The organism is Mycolicibacterium austroafricanum (assembly GCF_000612725.1).
Lineage (GTDB): Bacteria > Actinomycetota > Actinomycetes > Mycobacteriales > Mycobacteriaceae > Mycobacterium > Mycobacterium austroafricanum.
On the sequence record NZ_HG964456.1, the window covers coordinates 120,674 to 139,724 of the forward strand.

Consider the following 19,051-nt stretch of genomic DNA (forward strand, 5'->3'; position numbering starts at 1 on the left):
GGAACCTAGGCTTCGGGCATGGATCGGCAGATGGAATTCGTGCTGCGCACGCTGGAGGAACGCGACATTCGCTTCGTCCGGTTGTGGTTCACCGACGTACTCGGATACCTCAAGTCGGTCGCGATCGCCCCCGCCGAGCTGGAGGGTGCGTTCGAGGAGGGCATCGGTTTCGACGGCTCCTCGATCGAGGGCTTCGCCCGGGTGTCCGAAGCAGACATGGTCGCGCGCCCTGATCCGTCGACGTTCCAGGTGCTGCCCTGGACCACCAGCGCGGGCAATCATTACTCGGCACGGATGTTCTGCGACATCACGATGCCCGACGGTTCACCGTCGTGGGCCGACTCGCGGCACGTGCTGCGCCGCCAGCTGTCGAAGGCCAGCGATCTCGGGTTCTCGTGCTACGTCCACCCGGAGATCGAGTTCTTCCTCCTGAAGCCGGGACCCGACGACGGCACGCAGCCGATCCCCGCCGACAACGGCGGCTACTTCGACCAGGCCGTGCACGACGCCGCGCCGAACTTCCGCAGGCACGCGATCGACGCGCTCGAGCAGATGGGCATCTCGGTCGAGTTCAGCCACCACGAGGGCGCACCCGGCCAGCAGGAGATCGACCTGCGGTACGCCGACGCCCTTTCGATGGCCGACAACGTCATGACGTTCCGCTACCTCGTCAAGGAGGTGGCACTGGCCGACGGGGTGCGCGCGTCGTTCATGCCCAAGCCGTTCGCCGAGCATCCGGGCTCGGCGATGCACACCCACATGAGCCTGTTCGAAGGCGATACCAACGCCTTCCACAGCCCCGATGATCCGCTGCAGCTGTCCGACGTCGGAAAGTCGTTCATCGCAGGCATTCTCGAACACGCCAACGAGATCAGCGCCGTCACCAACCAGTGGGTGAACTCCTACAAGCGTCTGGTGCACGGCGGCGAGGCGCCGACCGCCGCGTCCTGGGGTGCGGCCAACCGCTCGGCGTTGGTCCGCGTCCCGATGTACACGCCGCACAAGGTGTCCTCGCGGCGCGTCGAGGTGCGCAGCCCCGACTCGGCCTGCAACCCGTACCTGACGTTCGCGGTCCTGCTCGCGGCGGGACTGCGGGGTATCGAGAAGAACTACGTGCTCGGCCCGCAGGCCGAGGACAACGTCTGGAGCCTGACGCCGGAAGAGCGACGCGCGATGGGCTACAAGGAGTTGCCCGGCAGCCTCGGCGTCGCTCTGACCGAGATGGAGAACTCCGAACTGGTGGCCGAGGCGCTCGGAGAGCACGTGTTCGACTTCTTCCTGCGCAACAAGCGCAGCGAGTGGGAGAACTACCGCAGCCATGTGACGCCGTTCGAGCTGAAGAACTACCTGTCGCTCTGACCCTGTCCCTCTGACGAAGGGCCGGCCACGCTACCTTGATGGGCGTGGCCAAACCCGCGACACAGCGCCCCAGGTTGCCCGGTGTCGGTCGGCTCGGGCTCGTGGAGCCGACGGCGCAGGCCGATCTGGACACGCTGGGGTGGAACACCGACGCCCATGTCGAGCTGTTGTGGTCGCTGTCGCGTGCGCCGGATGCCGATACGGCGCTCAAGGCCATCGTCCGTCTCTCCGAGGCGCTCGGCCCCGGCTGGGCCGAACTCGACGGCGAGCTCCTGACCGACCGCTCACTGCGCGGCCGCTTGTTCGCGGTGCTCGGGTCTTCTCTGGCCCTCGGCGACCACCTGGTCGCCAATCCCGACTCGTGGCGCCTGCTGGCGGGCAATGTCAAACTTCCGTACCCGCAGGAACTGCGGGAGATGTTCGCCGATCAGGCCGACCGTGTCGACGGGGCGACGGCGGCCATCCCGCCGCTGCGCACGCTGTATCGCGACCGTCTGCTCGTGCTGGCCGCCCTCGACGTCGCGTCCACAGTGGAGAACGAACCGGTGCTGCCGTTCAGCGTGGTCGGTGAACACCTCTCCGACCTCGCCGACGCGGCACTGGCCGCGGCGCTGCGGGTGGTCACGGCCTCGGTGTGCGGCGACCAGCCCGCACCGGCACTGAGCGTCATCGCGATGGGCAAATGCGGTGCGCAGGAACTGAATTACGTCAGCGACGTCGACGTCATCTTCGTCACCGACGACGGCTCCCACAGCAGCCTGGCGCTTGCCACCAGGATCGCCGGCGAGATGATGAGGCTGGCCTCCGAGGCGTTCTTCGAGGTGGATGCCGCGCTGCGCCCGGAGGGTAAGCAAGGCCAGCTGGTGCGCACGCTGGATTCCCACATCGCCTACTACGAGCGGTGGGCCAAGACGTGGGAGTTCCAGGCGCTGCTCAAGGCGCGACCCGCCGCCGGCGACATGGAGCTGGGCAACCGGTACACCGAGGCGCTGATGCCGATGGTGTGGACGGCGTCCGAGCGCGAGGACTTCGTGCCCGAGGTGCAGGCGATGCGCAGGCGGGTCGAAGAGCTGGTGCCCGCGGGGGTCCGCACCCGCGAGATCAAGCTCGGCTCAGGCGGTCTGCGCGACGTCGAGTTCGCCGTGCAGTTGCTGCAGCTGGTGCACGGCCGCAACGACGAGTCTCTGCATGTGGCCTCGACCGTCAACGCGCTGGCGGCGTTGGGCGACGGTGGCTACATCGGCCGCGACGACGCCGCGAACATGACTGCGTCCTACGAATTCCTGCGGCTGCTCGAGCATCGGCTGCAGCTGCAGCGCCTCAAGCGCACCCACATGCTGCCCGAGGCCGACGACGAGGAATCGATGCGCTGGCTCGCGCGCGCCGCGCACATGCGTCCGGACGGCAGGCACGATGCGCTCGGGGTGTTGCGCGAGGAGCTCAAGCGGCAGAACCACCGGGTGTCCCGGCTGCACGCGAAACTGTTCTACCAGCCGCTGCTGGAATCGGTCGGCCAAGCGTCCCTTGGTCTTTCGGACGTGATGAGCACCGATGCCGCCGAGCGCCAGCTCGCCGCGCTCGGATACGAGGGGCCGCAGAGCGCGCTGACGCACCTGGCCGCCCTGACGGGCAGCTCCGGCCGGCGGGGCCGCGTGCAGCAGGTGCTGCTGCCGACACTGCTGGACTGGTTGTCCGACACGCCCGACCCCGACGCGGGGCTGCTGGCCTACCGCAGGATCAGCGACGAACTCGCCGAGCAGCGGTGGTATCTGGCGACGCTGCGTGACGAGGGCGCGGTCGCCAAACGGTTGATGCATGTGCTCGGCACGTCGGCCTACGTGCCGGAACTGCTGATGCGCGCACCCGAGGTGATCCAGCTCTACGCCGACGGCCCCAACGGACCGAAACTGTGCGATGTCGACACCGAGAGTTTTGCAAAGTCACTGGTGGCTTCGGCGGCCCGGCACGCGGATCCGATGCGCGCGATCGCCGCGGCGCGATCGCTGCGCCGGCGCGAACTGGCCCGGATCGCCTCGGCCGACCTGCTCGGCATGCTGGACGTCACCGCGGTGTGCAAGCAGCTCACGTTGGTGTGGGTGGCGGTGCTGCAGGCCGCACTCGACGCGGTGATTCGGGCGAACTCGCCGGACGGCAAGGCGCCGGCACGGATCGCCGTCATCGGCATGGGCCGGCTGGGCGGCGGAGAACTCGGGTACGGCTCGGACGCCGACGTGATGTTCGTGTGCGAACCCCACGCCGGTGTCGAGGAATCCACCGCGGTCAAGTGGTCGACCACGGTCGCCGAACAGGTCCGCGCCCGGCTCGGCACCCCGAGCGCCGACCCGCCGTTGGAGGTCGACGCCAACCTGCGTCCCGAGGGGCGCAGCGGTCCGCTGGTGCGGACGCTGGCCTCCTACGAGGCGTACTACACACAGTGGGCGCAGGCCTGGGAAGTCCAGGCGCTGCTGCGTGCGCACCGGGTGGCCGGCGACCTGGAACTGGGGGAGCGGTTCCTGTTGATGATCGACAAGACCCGGTACCCCGCCGGCGGAGTGTCGCCGGAGACCGTGCGGGAGATCCGCCGCATCAAGGCGCGGGTGGACGCCGAGCGGCTGCCCCGCGGAGCGGACCCGAACACCCACACCAAGCTGGGCCGCGGCGGGCTCGCCGACATCGAGTGGACGGTGCAACTGCTTCAGTTGCGTTTCGCGCACAAAATCCCGGCGCTGCACACCACCTCGACGCTGGAGACCCTCAACGCGATCGGCGCTGCCGAGTTGATCGCCGAGGGTGACATCGAACTGCTGCGCGAGGCATGGCTGACGGCGACCCGGGCCCGCAATGCGCTGGTGCTGGTGCGCGGCAAGCCCACCGATCAGCTACCCGGGCCGGGCAAGCTGCTCACGGCGGTCGCGGTGGCCGCCGGGTGGCCCGGCGGCGACGGTGGCGAGTTCCTGGACAACTACCTGCGGGTGACACGGCGGGCGAAGGCCGTGGTCCTGAGAGTTTTCGGAGGCTGAGCCGACTATGGGCAGGAGAGGCTGAGCCGACTATGGGCAGGAGGGGCTGAGCCGACTATGGGCAGGAGAGGCTGAGCCGACTATGGGCCGGAGAGGGTAAATGGACTTCACGTTCGAGGCGATCAGCGCCGAGGAGTATGACCGGCAGCGGGCCAGCTACGAGCCGCTGACCGATGCGCTGCGCAGGTTGATCGATGTGGGCATCCACACCGAGGTCGAGGACGCGACGGTGCAGCAGGCGCTCACCCACCTTGCGGCGGCCGAGGAGCTGCTGGGGCGGCAGCAGCGGTCGGGTCGGTCGACGCTGCGGCATGCCGACACCGGACGGCCCGTCGCCTGGGCGAATCCTGCTGTGGGCCTTCGCAACGCGATCGCTCCACCGATGCGCATCGAGCACGAGCCGGACGGCACCTGCTGGAGCGAGTTCACCCTCGGCCCCGCCTACGAAGGCCCGCCGGGCTGGGTGCACGGCGGAATCGCAGCGCTGGTGCTCGACCATCTCCTCGGCGAGGTGGCCAGCGACGGGCTCACTCAACCGAGGTTCACCGGGACGATCAGCCTGCGCTATCTGCGGGGCACACCGCTGGGCCCGCTTCGCGCGGAGGCCTTTGTCGAGCGCTCGGAGGGGGCCAAGACGTTCGCCCGCGGTTATCTGATGGATGCCGACGGTGTGACCGTCGAGGCCGACGGGGTGTTCATCACGCCGGCGTGGGCGCGTGACGCAGGATGAAGTTCTATGTCAGCACGGCGTTCCTGGACACCCGGGAGGCCGTCGAGATCGCCAAGGCGGCAGACGATCTGGGTTATCACGGGATGGCGATCCCCGACCACGTCATCAACCTGGAGACTCTGCAGACGCCGTACCCGTACACGAAAGACGGCCAGCGGCGGTGGGAGGCGTTCACCGACTGGCCGGACCCGTGGGTGATGATCGGCGCGATCGCGCTGGCGACCACACGGCTGCGGTTCGTGACGACGGTGTATCTGCCCGCGATGCGGGACCCGTACTCTGCGGCCAAGGCGATCGGCACCGCGGCGGTGCTGGCCGGTGGGCGACTCGAGCTCGGTGTCGGGGTGGGTTGGTGCCGTGAGGAATTCGAACTGCTTGGTCAGCAGTTCGAACGGCGTGGCAGGCGCACCGACGAGATGCTGGAGCTGATGAAGGCGTTGTGGTCGCCGGGCTGGACGGAGTTCTCCGGCGAGTTCTACACCGCGCCGCGGATGGAGATGGAGCCCACGCCGCCACCCATACCGATCTACGTCGGAGGGCTCTCGGACATCGCGTTGCGCCGCGCGGCCCGACACGACGGGTGGATCGGCGATCTGATCACCACGGACAAGGCGTTGGAGCGGATAGCCACGCTGCGCGGGCTGCGCGCCGAAAACGGTTTGGACATGCACGGATTCGAGGTGATCACGCCGCTGACCGATGCGTTCACTGCGGAGCACTACGAACGCGCCGAGGCCGGCGGTATCACCGGGATCATCACGATGCCGTGGATGTTCTACAGCGGCCCCGACGCATCCCTGGCCGACAAGGTCGACGGGATGCGCCGGTTCCGCAAGGACCTCGGGTTGGACTAGAGAGCAGTCAACCCGACGATGGTCACGGTGACCGGGACGGCCAGCTTCGCGCCGTAGAAGTCGACGGCGGTGACGGTGAACGTGTCCTGCTTGTCGGCCTGCGTGGCGTCGTCCGCGCCGGCCCGGTGGCGTGCCTCGTCGCTCGGTGTATAGACGAAACCACCTGCGGCGTCGACGATCACACTGCCCTTGCCGGTGACACCGGAGCCTGCGAAGGTCACGGCATCGCGCTCGGGGTCGGTCGCCGACACCGTGCCGGCGACCTTCCCGCTGGCCGGATTCGGTTGTCCTACAGAGTAACTGCCGTTGGTGGGGGCCTGGTTGACATGCCCGAGCCGCGCGATGGCGACCCGGACGGTCAGCGTGGTGGTGCCACCGTGGCCGTCGTCGACCGTCACCCGGAACCGGTCGTTCTTGTCCCAGGACGGCGCGAACGGCCTGCTCGCGGCGGTCCGGGCCTCCGCCGTCGGGACGTAGGTGAACGTCCCGTCGGCGTCGATGCTCACGACTCCCTTGCTGGTGGCCGGAGCGGCCCGGTAGGTGACGGCGTCGCTGTCCGTGTCGACCGCGGTGATCTTCCCTGTGATGACGCCGCTGTTCGGGTTGGTGAACACGTCCGCCGTGGCCGCGTCCGTCGGCGCCGCGTTCGCGGGCTTGATGTTCACGGTGACGGCCACGGTGGCGACGCCGCCGTGCCCGTCGTCGATGACGACGTCGAACGTGTCCTGCTTGTCCTCGCGCGTCGCTGCCTCCGCCGCGGCGACGTGGCGGGCGGCATCGCTGGGGGTGTAGGTGAACCGGCCCCTGCCGTCGATCGTGACCGTCCCGCTCTTAGCGGTGGCGGACGCGGTGTAGGCCAGGCCGTCCCTGTCGAGGTCCTTGGCGGTGACGGTGCCGTACACCTTGGCGCTGAACCATGACGAACTGGTTCGGACGGTGGCTGTCGGGGTGGCGTTGCCGGGCTTGACCTTCACGGTCACCGTGAGCGGTGTGACCCCGCCGTGTCCGTCGTCGACGAGAACGGTGAAGGTGTCGTGTTTATCGGCTTCGGTGGCACCGGCGTTCGCGGCGGCGTGCCTGGCTGCCGCGGTGGGCGTGTAGGTGAACTTGCCGTCGGCGTCGATCGTGACCGTCCCGCCCTTGGCGGTGGGTGACGCGGTGAAGCCCAGCGTGTCCTTGTCGGCGTCCTTGGCGGTGACGGTGCCGTACACCTTGGGGCTGAACCAGGACAGGCTCGATCGGGCCGTGGCGGTCGGGGCCGCGTTGGCAGGCGCGATCGTGACGGTGATCGGGACCGTGACCACCCCGCGCCGGCCGTCGGAGAACGTGATGGTGAACGTGTCGACGGCGGCGCCGGGCGCGCCGCTCACGGCGGCCGCGGCGTGGCGTGCGGCGGCGGTGGGGGTGTAGGTGAAGACGAAGTCGCCGTTCTCACCGTGGGACACGGTCACGGCGCCTTTGTCGGGGGTGCTGACCGTGTAGGTCAGCGGCCGGCCTTCCGGATCGGTAACGGTGACCGATCCGGTGACCGCCCCGGAAGCGTTGGGGGCGTTCACGACCGGTGTTCCGGCGACCGGATCGCCGTTGGGGGCGAGAAGCGCGATCACATGCACCCGGTCACTGCCCGAGTCGGTCCAGTACAGCTGCGTGCCGTCTGGACTCGCGCTGATCGTCGGCGCACCGTCGACCAGGTAGGGGTTGGCGACGATCGAGGTGAGTTCGGTCTTGGTGGCGATGTCGTACACCGACAGCTTGCCGTCGCCGCTGCGTGCCACGAACAGCGTCGTCCCGTCCGGGCTGACCGCCAGGTCGAACGGCGCACCTGTGGCGAGGATGATGCTGTCGACAACCTCGTGGGAGTCGGTGTCGATGACCTTCACGCTGCCGGCAAGGTCGGCGACGAACACGCGGGAACCGTCGGTGCTGAACGTGATGCCCTGGGATCCCGGCGTGACGCCGGTGATCTTCCCGGCGAACAGCGAGGCGGCTGAGAAGTGGGAGATCTCGCCGGTGGTTCCGTTGAGGGCGTAGATCGTCGCGCCGTCGGGACTGACCGTGATCGTCGAAACACCTTTGCCGACACCGTAAACGGTCCCGACAGCCTTGTTGGTCAGCGTGCTGATCTTCGACACCGTGCCGTCGTCGCTGTTGACGACGTACACCCGGGTGCCGCCCGGGCTCACCGCGATTCCGGTCGGGGTGTCGCCGACGCGGATGGTCTTGACGACCGAGTTGGTGGCGGTGCTGATCACCGAGACCGTGCCTGCCAGGGCGTTGCTGATGTAGAGGCGGCCACCTCCGGGGCTCAGGGCCAGCTTCGTCGGGGTGGACCACAGTGAAATGGTTTGCAGCACAGTGCCGTTCACCGTGTCGATCACCGTTATCGACCTGCTGCCCGGATGAGCGACATACGCGCGCGTGTCGGTGGAGACCACGTCTGTCGGGTTCGGCCCGGTCACGATGTCGCCCAGCCGGCGGATCGCCTCGGCCTCTTCCGGGGTGAGCAGCGTCGAACTGAGGCCGGCTTCCCCGGAAGTCGTGGGGGAGTCCAGCTGGCGGCGCAGCGCGGCGGCCACCACCAGCCACAGCGGTGACTCGGAGGGCGCGTCCGGGGTGCGAGGCGGTGCGAGCAGCGAGGACAGGATCGTGGAGAGTGTGACTGACGTGGAGGCGGGGGCCTCTACCGGTTCCGCGCCAGGAGACGGGATCTCGGCCACGGTGTCGGCTTCGGGGCCTGTGGGGGGTGCGACGTCGGGCGCCGGATCGCCGGTCGGTGCGTCTTCGGGCGCGGTGACGGCCTCGTCGACATCTGGCTCGGGTTCCGGTTCGGTTTCGGGGGCATCGTCGGATGCGGCCACGGGTTCCGGGTCGGTGTCGACGATCCGGTCCTGGCGGTCCTGGACGGTTTCGACGGCGTCTGCGTCGTTCTCCTCGGCGGGCTGCTCCGGTTCGTCGACAGCTGCCTCGTCCTGTTCGTCGACAGCTGCTTCGTCCTGTTCGTCGACGTCGGTCTCGGTCGGGGCGTCCGCTGCGGTGCCCGGACCGGATGTCGTGTTCTCACCGGCGGGGGAGCTCGCCGAGGTGCCGGTCTCGTCCGCAAATGCGACGGCGGGTGTGGCGCCGAGCCCCACACCCACGCCCAGAGCAAACGCCAGTGCACCGATGCGGCCGATGTACGTCGAATGCCCCACGGCATTCCTCCCCCCGAAGAAATACTTCCGCTGTCAACTAGGGGGCAATCCTATGAGGTCCTACGGCGCCGCTGGTTGACGTTTCCCAATATTCACGCGCGCGTCGGCGAAACTTGCCCCTGCGCGGGAGGTGGAGAGCAAACGGTGGGTCAGCTGCGCACGACGGCCCGGCCCTGCCGCAGCGCATCGATCGACCATGCGCCGGCGCCCATCGCGACCAGCAGCAGGAAGCCGAAGCAGAACAGGATCGCGGGTTCGCCGCCGTTCTCGATCGGGAAGAACGCTTTGGGCAGGTGCTGCCAGAAGTACGCGACGGCCATCTGGCCCGCGGCGATGAACGCCGCGATGCGGGTGAAAAGGCCCACGGTGATGAGTAGGCCGAGGACGATTTCCAGCAGACCGGCCCACCAGTAGGGCCAGGTGCCGACCGGGACTGCGGGGCCGGTGAAGTCCCCGGGGCCGGCCTGCATGCCGGTCGGCCAGGCCAGGACCTTCTGGGCTCCGTGCAACGTGAACAGCAGGCCGAACACGATGCGGAAGATGCTGAGCACGGGGGCGGAGTAGCTCGTCAGGCGTGCGTCCAGATTCGTGGTCATGTGCCAGAGCCTACCGCCGCGGACTGCGGTCCGGATAGGTGTTCGTCGAAACGAAAAGCCGGGCGACCCTTGCGGGGCGCCCGGCTTCGCGTCGGCGAGCCGACTAAACGTCGCGTCGGCGAGCCGACTAAACGTCGCGTCGGCGAGCCGACTAAACGTCGCGTCGGCGAGCCGACTAAACGTCGTAGTACAGCGAGAACTCGTACGGGTGAGGCCGGATCTGGATCGGCATGATCTCGTTCTCCCGCTTGTAGGAGATCCAGGTCTCGATCAGGTCGGTGGTGAACACGCCACCCTCGGTGAGGTACTCGTGGTCCTCTTCGAGCCTGTCGATGACCGACGCCAGCGACGTCGGCGCCTGCGGGATGTTCGCGGCCTCCTCGGGCGGCAGCTCGTAGAGGTCCTTGTCGACCGGGGCGAGCGGCTCGATCTTCTTCTTGATGCCGTCGATGCCGGCCATCAGCATCGCCGCGAACGCCAGGTACGGGTTGCCCGAGCTGTCCGGGCAACGGAACTCGAGGCGCTTGGCCTTCGGGTTGTTGCCGGTGATCGGGATGCGGACACAGGCCGACCGGTTGCGCTGGCTGTAGACCAGGTTGATCGGGGCCTCGTAACCCGGCACCAGACGCTTGTAGGAGTTCACCGTCGGGTTGGTGAACGCCAGCAGCGACGGCGCGTGGTGCAGGATGCCGCCGATGTAGTGGCGGGCCAGATCCGACAGACCGGCGTAACCGGACTCGTCGTGGAACAGCGGCTTGCCGTCCTTCCACAGTGACTGGTGAGCGTGCATACCCGAACCGTTGTCACCGAACAGCGGCTTCGGCATGAACGTGACCGTCTTGCCGTTCTGCCACGCCGTGTTCTTGATGATGTATTTGAACAGCAGCACGTCGTCGGCCGCGTGCAGCAGCGTGTTGAACTTGTAGTTGATCTCGGCCTGTCCGGCGGTGCCGACCTCGTGGTGGCCACGCTCGAGCGTGAAGCCGGCGTTGATCAGATTGGTCGACATCTCGTCGCGCAGGTCGACGTAGTGGTCGTAGGGCGCGACGGGGAAGTAGCCACCCTTGGGGCGGACCTTGTAGCCGCGGTTCGGGCTGCCGTCGGCCTCGAGCGGCTCACCGGTGTTCCACCAGCCCGACTCGGAGTCGACCTCGTAGAAGGTGCCGTTGATCCGCGAGTCGAAGCTCACCGAGTCGAAGATGTAGAACTCGGCCTCGGCGCCGAAGTAGGCGGTGTCGGCGATCCCGGTGCTGGCGAGGTAGTTCTCGGCCTTGCGGGCGACGTTACGGGGGTCGCGCGAGTACGCCTCACGGGTGAACGGGTCGTGCACGAAGAAGTTCAGGTTGAGCGTCTTGGCCGCGCGGAACGGGTCGATGCGGGCGGTCTCGGGATCCGGCAGCAGCATCATGTCGGATTCGTGGATCGACTGGAAGCCGCGCACCGACGAGCCGTCGAACGCGAGGCCGTCCTCGAACACGCTCTCGTCAAATGCCGAAGCCGGGATCGAGAAGTGCTGGACGACGCCGGGCAGATCACAGAACCGGATGTCGACGTACTCGACCTGTTCGTCCTTGATCAGCTTGATGATGTCGTCGGCGGTCTTTTCTGCCACTTATTGCTCTCCTTTGACTTGGGTAGCCCGCCGGTGACGGTATGGACACGATGTTGCACGGCCGTCAACCGCATGTTGCGCGGACGTTACGCATCTCGGCTGCGCCGGTGATCGACACTATCGGTCGGCGCATATCCTTGGGGCATGGCCCGCACGATTGGGTCCTGGCTTTCGGGACCGTCGCAGTCCGACGATCCCCGCCAGCGGTCCACCTACCCCGGCGAACGTCTCGGTCTCCCGGAGACCGGCCCCGGCTCCATCGCACGCTTCGGCCGTCGCATCGCGGCGCTGCTGGTCGACTGGCTCGTCAGCTACGGGCTGGCCGCCCTGGCGATGACGTTCGGGTGGGTGAGCCTGGGCGCCCTGTCGACCGCGGTGCTCGTGGTGTGGCTGGTGCTCAGCGTGGTGTCGGTGCGGTTGTTCGGTTTCACGCCTGGACAGCTCGCGCTCGGCCTGAAGGTGGTGTCGGTGGACAACCGCGCCTTTGTGGGCTCGGGTCGGGCACTGGCCCGCGGACTGCTCATCGCCCTCGTCATCCCGGCGCTGTTCACCGACAGCGATCTGCGGGGCCTGCACGATCTGGCCACCAAGACCGCCGTCGTCAGACGCTGACGGCCCTCACGCCCGGGGGAGCAGGTCAGCGCCGCCGCACGGTGCGCTGTATGCCGCGCATCTTCGCCTGGGCAGGCAGCGGCCCCTTCGGCATCGCGGCGGGTCCCACCTTGGTTCCCAGCGCGGCCAGGCGCGACTCCAGCGAGTCCATCTGCTTGACGGTGATGTTGGCCGGCAGCTTGGTCAGGTGCCGTTCCAGCTTGGCCAGCGGAACCTCGCCCTCGCCGTTGCCGATGATGACGTCGTAGATCGGCACATCGCCGACGAGACGGGCGGTGCGCTTCTTCTCCTGGGCCAGCAGCGGCTTCACCCGGGTGGGGGAACCCTCGGCGACGAAGATCACGCCGGGGCGACCGATCACCCGGTGCACCGCGTCGAAGTGTCCGGTCGCCGCGACGCCGGGAGTGACGCGCCACTTACCGCGCATGTTGTCCAGTGCCCACGCCGCCGCACCTGTCTGGCCCTCGGCCTTGCGGTAGACCGACTTCTGGGCGCGCCGGCCGAAGATGATGAATGCCACCAGCGCACCGAGCACGATGCCGAGCGGGATGAGCATGAACATCGTGAACCCGCCGGCGTACAGGCCCACCGCCACCGACGCGGCCACGATCAGCACGAACGCGCCGATCATGTACGGCAGGAGTCGCTTGTCCTCCTTGCGCTGCATCTGGAACGCCTGCCAGAGCTGACTGCGCCGCTGCTTGGACGCCGCCTTGCGGGCGGCCTTCGCCTCGGCCTTTGCGGCCTTCGTCTCGGCGGGGTTACGCGATTTCGCCATCCGTTCAGGATACTGACGTCGACGTCGGCATCGCCGCCGGAGCGGCTCCGGTCGGTCGCGACGCGATGGTCTGCGCATACAACTTGCCGGCCCGGTAGGACGAGCGGACCAGCGGGCCGGCCAGCACGCCGGCGAAGCCGAGGCCGGTGGCGTAGCGCTCGTGCTCGACGAACTCGTCCGGGTGGACCCACCGCTCGACGGGATGGTGGCGCGCCGACGGGCGCAGGTACTGGGTGATGGTGACGATGTCGCAGCCGGCCCGGTGCAGGTCGACCAGCGCCTCGCGCACCTCCTCGGGGGTCTCACCCATCCCGAGGATCAGGTTGCTCTTGGTGACCAGGCCGTAGTCGCGGGCCATCGTCAGCACCGACAGGCTGCGCTCGTAACGGAAGCCCGGCCGGATCCGCTTGAAGATGCGGGGCACCGTTTCGACGTTGTGCGCCAACACCTCCGGGCGCGACTCGAAGACCTGCTGCAGCTGCGCCGGGTCGGCGTTGAAGTCCGGGATCAACAACTCGACACCGGTGTTCGGGTTCAGCGCCTTGATCTGGCGGACCGTCTCGGAGTAGAGCCACGCGCCGCCGTCGGGCAGATCGTCACGGGCCACCCCCGTCACGGTGGAGTACCGCAGCCCCATCGCGGCCACGCTCTCGGCGACCCGGCGGGGTTCGTCGCGGTCCAGCTCGGCGGGCTTGCCGGTGTCGATCTGGCAGAAATCGCAGCGTCGCGTGCACTGCTCGCCGCCGATCAGGAACGTGGCCTCACGGTCCTCCCAGCACTCGAAGATGTTGGGGCAGCCCGCTTCCTCGCACACCGTGTGCAGTCCCTCGCGGCGCACCAGGCCCTTGAGCTCCTTGTACTCCGGCCCCATCTTCGCCCGGGTCTTGATCCACGGCGGCTTACGCTCGATCGGCGTCTCGGCGTTGCGAACTTCCAGACGCAGCAGCTTGCGGCCTTCCGGAGCCGCATGGCCGGCGACATCGGATCGAGGGGCGATAGTCACCGGGCCGATTCTACGCGCGCGGCCGGTTCGACACGGACCGCGATGCGGCCGTCGAGCGCGTCGAGAACCGCGTCGGCCACCCGGTCGATGACCTCCCCGACGCCGACCGTGCGGCCCATTTCGGCGGTCAGCGATGTCACCCCGGCATCGCGGATGCCGCAGGGCACGATCGATCCGAACGCATTGAGGTCGCAGTCGCAGTTCAACGCGAACCCGTGCAGCGTCGTGCCGCGCGCCACCCGGATGCCGATGGCGGCGATCTTGCGGGCGGGCCGGACACCGTCGGCTTCCACCCACACCCCGGAGCGCCCCTCCACCCGCCCCGTTGGCAGACCGAGTTCCGCGCATACCGTGATCAACGACTCTTCAAGGCGCCGAACGAAATTCACGACGTCGAGCGGCTCCGCCAGCCCGATGATCGGGTAGCCGACCAGTTGACCGGGCCCGTGCCAGGTGATCTTGCCGCCGCGGTCGGTGTCGATGACGGGCGTGCCATCGGCCGGCCGTTCTTCGGGAAGCGTGCGCCTGCCCGCCGTGTACACCGCGGGGTGTTGGAGCAGCAGCAGGGTGTCGGGACCGCCCTCGGCGCGTGCTTCGGCGATCTCGCGCTGCAGATCCCACGCCGCCAGGTAGTCGACGGTGCCCAGTTTCCGCACCTGCACCGGGGCAACATCCGCCCGGATCGATACCGCCATGGGTTCGACGCTACTCACCGTTAGGCGCGGTGGCGAACGCCAGCGCCTCCCCGATCGTGTTGTGGTGGAACTGGAACCCCGCCCGCTCCAGTGCGGCCGGAATCGCGCGCTGGCCGCCGAGCACACCCTCGTCGGCGAACTCCCCGAGCGCGAGCCGCAGCGCGAACCCCGGCACGACCAACGGTGTCGGACGGTTCACCGAGCGGCCCAGCGCGGTGGTGAACTCCGCGTTGGTGACCGGCGCCGGTCCGGTCATGTTGACCGGCCCGATCATCTCGTCGTGGGAGATCGCGAACAGCAGCGCCCGCACCTGATCCTCGAGGCTGATCCACGACAGGTACTGGCGTCCGTTGCCCAGTCGGGCGCCCAGCCCCAGCGAGAACATAGGTCTGAGCCGGCTGAGCATGCCGCCCGCCCGCGCCATCACCAGGCCGGTGCGCGTCAACACCACGCGGACGCCGGCCCGGGCGGCCACGATCGTGGCGGCTTCCCAGTCGACGGCGAGACGGGCCAGGAAGTTGTGGCCGGGACCCGCCGTCTCGTCGACCGGCGTGCCGCCGGTGTCGCCGTAGTAGCCGACGGCGCTCGCGTTGACCAGCACCGGCACCCCGGCGTCGACCACGGCGCGGGCCAGCACCTCGGTCGGGCCGATGCGGCTGTCACGCAGACTCTGTTTGAACGCGCCTGACCACCGCTTCTGGCCGACGTTGACCCCGCACAGGTTGACGACCGCATCCACGTCATGCAGGGCGTCGGCGTCGAACTCGCCGGTGTCGGGGTTCCAGAACACCTCGTCGGCGTTCGAGGGTGCCCGCCGCACGATGCGGATCACCCGGTGGTCGGTGGCGCGCAGCGCGTACACCAGCGCCGTACCGATCAGACCGGATGATCCCGCGACAGCGACGACCGAATCTGATGGCATCGACACTGCTGTCTAGAGCCCCAGGTCGGCCTCGAAGGCGCCCTCTTCCAGACGGCGCTTGATCGTCGTGACGAAGCGTCCGGCGTCGGCGCCGTCGATGAGGCGGTGGTCGTAGGTCAACGGCAGGTAGCTCACCGACCGCACACCGATCGACTCGTTGCCGTAGTCGTCGACGATGACCCTCGGTCTCTTGACGATGGCGCCGGTGCCCAGCATCGCCGCCTGTGGCGGTACCAGAATCGGGGTGTCGAACAGTGCGCCCTGGCTGCCGATGTTGGTGATCGTGAACGTGCCGCCGGACAGCTCGTCGGGCTTGAGGTCGCCCGACCGTGCCCGCGCCGCGATATCGGAGATCGCCCGCGCCAGACCACCCAGCGACAGGTCGCCGGCGTTGTGGATCACCGGCGACAGCAGACCCTGCTCGGTGTCGACGGCGACGCCGAGGTGTTCGGCGTCGTAGTAGGTGATCTCCTTGGAGTCCTCGTTGTAGCTGGCGTTGACGTTCGGATGGATCTTCAACGCGTCGATCACCGCCCGCGCGATGAACGGCAGGTAGGTCAGGTTGACGCCTTCACGTTCGGCGAACTTGGCCTTGGCCTTGGCCCGCAGCGCCACGATCTTGGTCATGTCGACCTCGTGGACCTGGGTCAGCTGCGCAGTGGTCTGCAGCGATTCCCGGGTCTTCTTCGCGGTGATCTGACGGATCCGGTTGGCCTTCTGCGTGGTTCCGCGCAGGTGCGCCAACGCGCCTTCGGGCGCAGGCGCGGGAACCTTGGCGGGGGCCTCGGCCGCCGGCGCGGCCTTCGGGGCCTCCTTCGGCGCTTTGCTCGCCTCCGCTGCGGCCAGCACATCCTGCTTGCGGATCCGTCCGCCGACGCCGGTGCCCTTGACCGACGCCAGATCGACGCTGTGCTCACCGGCCAGCTTGCGCACCAGCGGTGTCACGTACGGGCTGGAATCACCCGAGGACTCCGCGGCCGCGGCGGGCGCAGGCTCCGGCTTCGGCTGGGGCGTGGGTTCCGGCTTGGGCTCGGGCGCAGCTTCCTCGGCGGGCTTGGCCGACGGTGTGGTCGTCTTGGGTTCCGGTTCGGGCTGGGGCTCTGGCTCTGGCTCGGGTTCGGGCTCGGGGGCGGCTTCGGCCCCGGCGTCGCCGATCTTGGCCAGCTCGCCTCCGACCTCGACGGTGTCGTCTTCCTCGGCGGTGATCGACAGCAGGGTGCCCGCTACCGGCGACGGGATCTCGGTGTCGACCTTGTCCGTCGACACCTCCACGAGCGGCTCATCGACGTCGACGCTGTCGCCGACCTTCTTGAGCCAGCGGGTGACGGTCCCCTCGGTGACCGACTCGCCCAGCTCGGGCATCAGCACCGGCGTGGCCGAACCGGACGACTGGGCGGGCTTCGCCTTGGGCTTGGCCTCCGGCTCGGGTTCCGGTTCCGGTTCGGCTTCCGCCTCGGGCTCGGGTTCCGGCTCAGGCTCGGGCTTCTCGTCGCCGCCGGCGTCGCTGTCGTCGGCGTCACCGATCACGGCCAGTTCACCACCGACCTCGACGGTGTCGTCTTCCTGGGCGACGATCTTCTTCAGCACACCCGCGGCGGGTGAGGGGATCTCGGTGTCGACCTTGTCGGTTGACACCTCCAGCAACGGCTCGTCCTCCTCGACCGTGTCTCCCTCTTGCTTCAGCCAGCGGGTGACTGTCCCCTCGGTAACGCTCTCTCCGAGTGCGGGCATCTGGACGGAGATGGCCATAGTGTCGTGGCTCCCTTGCACGGTCGGTCGCAGTGTCTGAAGTGTCGTGACCCATCCTGTCACGTCCACGTCATGTTTCGCCGCGGACGGGCCACTGACGGCTCTGGCACTATCGAAATGACGCATGGCGACGGGGATGGCCGGAAGGAGCAGGGGCCAGGTGGGACTTCTCGACAGGCTGCGCGGCCGGCGACGGGCGGCGACGGCGGCCGACGATCCCGCGGCCGACCTGCGCTACCTGCAACAGTGGGTTGCCGAGCACCACGGCGTGGAGGCGTTCGTCGAGCCCAAGACGACGGTCACCGACGTCACCGTCGTCCTGGTGGCTGCCGACGGTGAATGGACCCGGCGCAGGGCCGGCGGAGACGCCGGGGCCCGGCGCCTGTCCGACCGCCTGAAGATCCCGGTCTACGACGTCCAGAAAGTCGGCTACCCGCAACGCATGCGCGACTATGACGCCCGCAGGCGGGTCGAGCGCAAACGCGCCGCGCGTGAGGAACTCGACCGCTAGCGCTGGCCGGTCCGCAGTTGTTCGGCGGCGGTTCATGTGACCGTGGCCCGGCGGATCGTTGCTGTTGCAAAGGTCTGCGTTCATGCCCGCTGTTCATAACGCGTCCGTCAAATGCGCCGCCGTTGCGGCCGCCTCCCTGTTGGTGCTCGCGGGGTGCGGCAGCAGCGACGACAATCAGCCGAAGAACCCGAGCGTCATCATCCTCAGCGGGGACGGTATGGGCCCGCAGCAGCGCACAGCGATCCAGTACTACCTGTACGGGCTCGACGAGCGTCAGCCGATGGATGCGCTGCCGTACTCCGGCTTCCTGGACACGATTCCCGGCGACCCCGAGTACGCGGTGACGGACTCGGCGGCCGGAGCCACCGCCTGGGCGATCGGACAGAAGGTCCCCAACGGCACGACAGGGCTGGGGCCCGACGGAGAGTCGGTGCCCACCTTGCTCGATCTGGCCCAGAAGCGCGGCATGGCAACCGGTCTGGTCAACGACCACGACGTCACCAACGCAACACTGGCCGCCTTCGGCTCGCCGGTACCCGACCGCGACCTCAAGGTCGACATCGCCAGGGGCTACCTCGATCGTGGCGTCGACGTGCTGTTCGGCGGCGGTGAGAAGTACTGGTACCCGGAGGGTGACCCCGGCCGGATTCCCGACGCGGGCGAGGACGACGCCAGTGAGGGGGACGAGGACCTGGTGGCCCGCGCACAGTCGGACGGCTACCAATACGCCTACGACCAGCCGACGTTCGACGCGTTGACAGGCCCGAAAGCCCTTGCGCTGGTGCAGGACAGTGCCAAGCGCCGGTCCACCGAGATCGAAGGGCACGACTACAGCAGCGACCCGAACTACGTCGCTCCCGAGCGCTTGGTGTCCAAGGCGCTCGACATCCTCGGCACCAACGAGAACGGCTTCTTTCTCGTCATCGAAAGCGATGACCTGGACTCCGACGGGCATGAGCACGACGCGCAGAACATGATGCTGGCCGGAGAGTCCGTCAACAACATGGTCAAGGTGATCACCGAGTATCAGAAGGATCATCCCGAAGTGCTGTTGATCGTGACGGCCGATCACGAGACCGGCGGTATGACGATCGAGAACGTCCTCGACGACGGTGAACCCGAACCCAACAGCGATCAGGTCGCTGATGATCCGGTGCCGTACTGGGCCGAGATCCCCGAGAACATGCCGTTGCCCGGCGGTGGGGTGCCCAAGCGCAGCGGCCCGTTCCCCATCAAGGGCACCGACCGCCAGTTCAAGGTCGACTGGACCACCCCGGAGCACACCGGCACGATGGTGCCGGTCACCGCTGCCGGACCACTGGCCGAACGGTTCACCGGCGTGCACCCCAACACCTACGTCTACGACGTCGTCACCGAACTGTGGGGCGACCAGTAGCCGATGCCGTGAGGGCGCGCTCC

Annotated in this window: 15 protein-coding genes; 7 read left to right on the forward strand and 8 right to left on the reverse strand. The window is 68.2% G+C overall.

Annotated elements, in window-relative coordinates; all coding sequences use genetic code 11:
• Positions 1–18: 18 nt before the first annotated feature.
• The 4 genes from glnA (BN976_RS23145) (at position 19) to BN976_RS23160 (ending at position 5,963) form a co-directional block, all read left to right on the forward strand.
• On the forward strand, positions 19–1,359 hold the full coding sequence (glnA, locus tag BN976_RS23145; protein ID WP_011780791.1) for a type I glutamate--ammonia ligase: 1,341 nt from the start codon (positions 19–21) through the stop codon (positions 1,357–1,359).
• 38 nt (positions 1,360–1,397) lie between these two features.
• Complete coding sequence (locus BN976_RS23150) at positions 1,398–4,379, forward strand: bifunctional [glutamine synthetase] adenylyltransferase/[glutamine synthetase]-adenylyl-L-tyrosine phosphorylase (protein WP_036374451.1); 2,982 nt, start codon at positions 1,398–1,400, stop codon at positions 4,377–4,379.
• Between the two features lie 100 nt (positions 4,380–4,479).
• Entirely contained in the window at positions 4,480–5,109 is a 630-nt protein-coding gene (locus BN976_RS23155; protein ID WP_036374454.1) for a PaaI family thioesterase, read from the forward strand.
• Complete coding sequence (locus BN976_RS23160; RefSeq protein ID WP_036374457.1) at positions 5,106–5,963, forward strand: TIGR03619 family F420-dependent LLM class oxidoreductase; 858 nt, start codon at positions 5,106–5,108, stop codon at positions 5,961–5,963. Before BN976_RS23155 ends, BN976_RS23160 begins: the two co-directional genes overlap by 4 nt.
• Here BN976_RS23160 and BN976_RS23165 read toward each other — a convergent pair.
• The 3 genes from BN976_RS23165 to glnA (BN976_RS23175) form a co-directional block, all read right to left on the reverse strand.
• The gene (locus BN976_RS23165) at positions 5,960–9,154 is read right to left on the reverse strand and encodes a cadherin-like domain-containing protein (protein ID WP_036374460.1); all 3,195 of its coding nucleotides are present in this window, start codon (positions 9,152–9,154) and stop codon (positions 5,960–5,962) included. The two genes, BN976_RS23160 and BN976_RS23165, sit on opposite strands and share 4 nt — an antisense overlap.
• A 149-nt stretch (positions 9,155–9,303) precedes the next feature.
• Positions 9,304–9,750, reverse strand: a complete 447-nt coding sequence (locus BN976_RS23170) for a DoxX family protein (RefSeq protein WP_011780786.1) — start codon at positions 9,748–9,750, stop codon at positions 9,304–9,306.
• A 175-nt stretch (positions 9,751–9,925) separates the two neighbouring features.
• A complete protein-coding gene (gene glnA / locus BN976_RS23175) occupies positions 9,926–11,362 on the reverse strand; it encodes a type I glutamate--ammonia ligase (RefSeq protein ID WP_011780782.1) in 1,437 nt (478 codons plus the stop codon).
• A gap of 144 nt (positions 11,363–11,506) precedes the next feature.
• Between glnA (BN976_RS23175) and BN976_RS23180 the strand changes: the two genes are divergently transcribed.
• A complete protein-coding gene (locus tag BN976_RS23180; RefSeq protein WP_011780781.1) occupies positions 11,507–11,974 on the forward strand; it encodes an RDD family protein in 468 nt (155 codons plus the stop codon).
• Positions 11,975–11,999: 25 nt separating this feature from the next.
• On the opposite strand, the gene BN976_RS23185 is transcribed toward BN976_RS23180, so the two are convergent.
• From BN976_RS23185 to sucB, 5 genes are read right to left on the reverse strand one after another with little or no spacing between them, the layout of a single operon-like run.
• The gene (locus BN976_RS23185) at positions 12,000–12,752 is read right to left on the reverse strand and encodes a DUF4191 domain-containing protein (protein ID WP_011780780.1); all 753 of its coding nucleotides are present in this window, start codon (positions 12,750–12,752) and stop codon (positions 12,000–12,002) included.
• Positions 12,753–12,756: 4 nt separating this feature from the next.
• Positions 12,757–13,755, reverse strand: a complete 999-nt coding sequence (gene lipA, locus BN976_RS23190; RefSeq protein ID WP_011780779.1) for a lipoyl synthase — start codon at positions 13,753–13,755, stop codon at positions 12,757–12,759.
• Positions 13,752–14,450 carry a lipoyl(octanoyl) transferase LipB gene (lipB, locus tag BN976_RS23195; RefSeq protein WP_036374463.1) on the reverse strand — a complete coding sequence of 233 codons (699 nt, stop codon included), beginning with the start codon at positions 14,448–14,450 and terminating at the stop codon, positions 13,752–13,754. The genes lipA and lipB overlap by 4 nt, the downstream gene beginning before the upstream one ends.
• A 10-nt stretch (positions 14,451–14,460) precedes the next feature.
• Entirely contained in the window at positions 14,461–15,372 is a 912-nt protein-coding gene (locus BN976_RS23200; RefSeq protein ID WP_036374918.1) for a TIGR01777 family oxidoreductase, read from the reverse strand.
• A 12-nt stretch (positions 15,373–15,384) separates the two neighbouring features.
• Positions 15,385–17,121 carry a 2-oxoglutarate dehydrogenase, E2 component, dihydrolipoamide succinyltransferase gene (gene sucB / locus BN976_RS23205; protein WP_036374467.1) on the reverse strand — a complete coding sequence of 579 codons (1,737 nt, stop codon included), beginning with the start codon at positions 17,119–17,121 and terminating at the stop codon, positions 15,385–15,387.
• A gap of 160 nt (positions 17,122–17,281) precedes the next feature.
• On the opposite strand from sucB, the gene BN976_RS23210 reads away from it, so the two are divergent.
• Entirely contained in the window at positions 17,282–17,632 is a 351-nt protein-coding gene (locus BN976_RS23210) for a hypothetical protein (RefSeq protein WP_011780775.1), read from the forward strand.
• An 82-nt stretch (positions 17,633–17,714) separates the two neighbouring features.
• Positions 17,715–19,028 carry an alkaline phosphatase gene (locus BN976_RS23215; RefSeq protein WP_036374470.1) on the forward strand — a complete coding sequence of 438 codons (1,314 nt, stop codon included), beginning with the start codon at positions 17,715–17,717 and terminating at the stop codon, positions 19,026–19,028.
• Positions 19,029–19,051 lie beyond the last annotated feature (23 nt).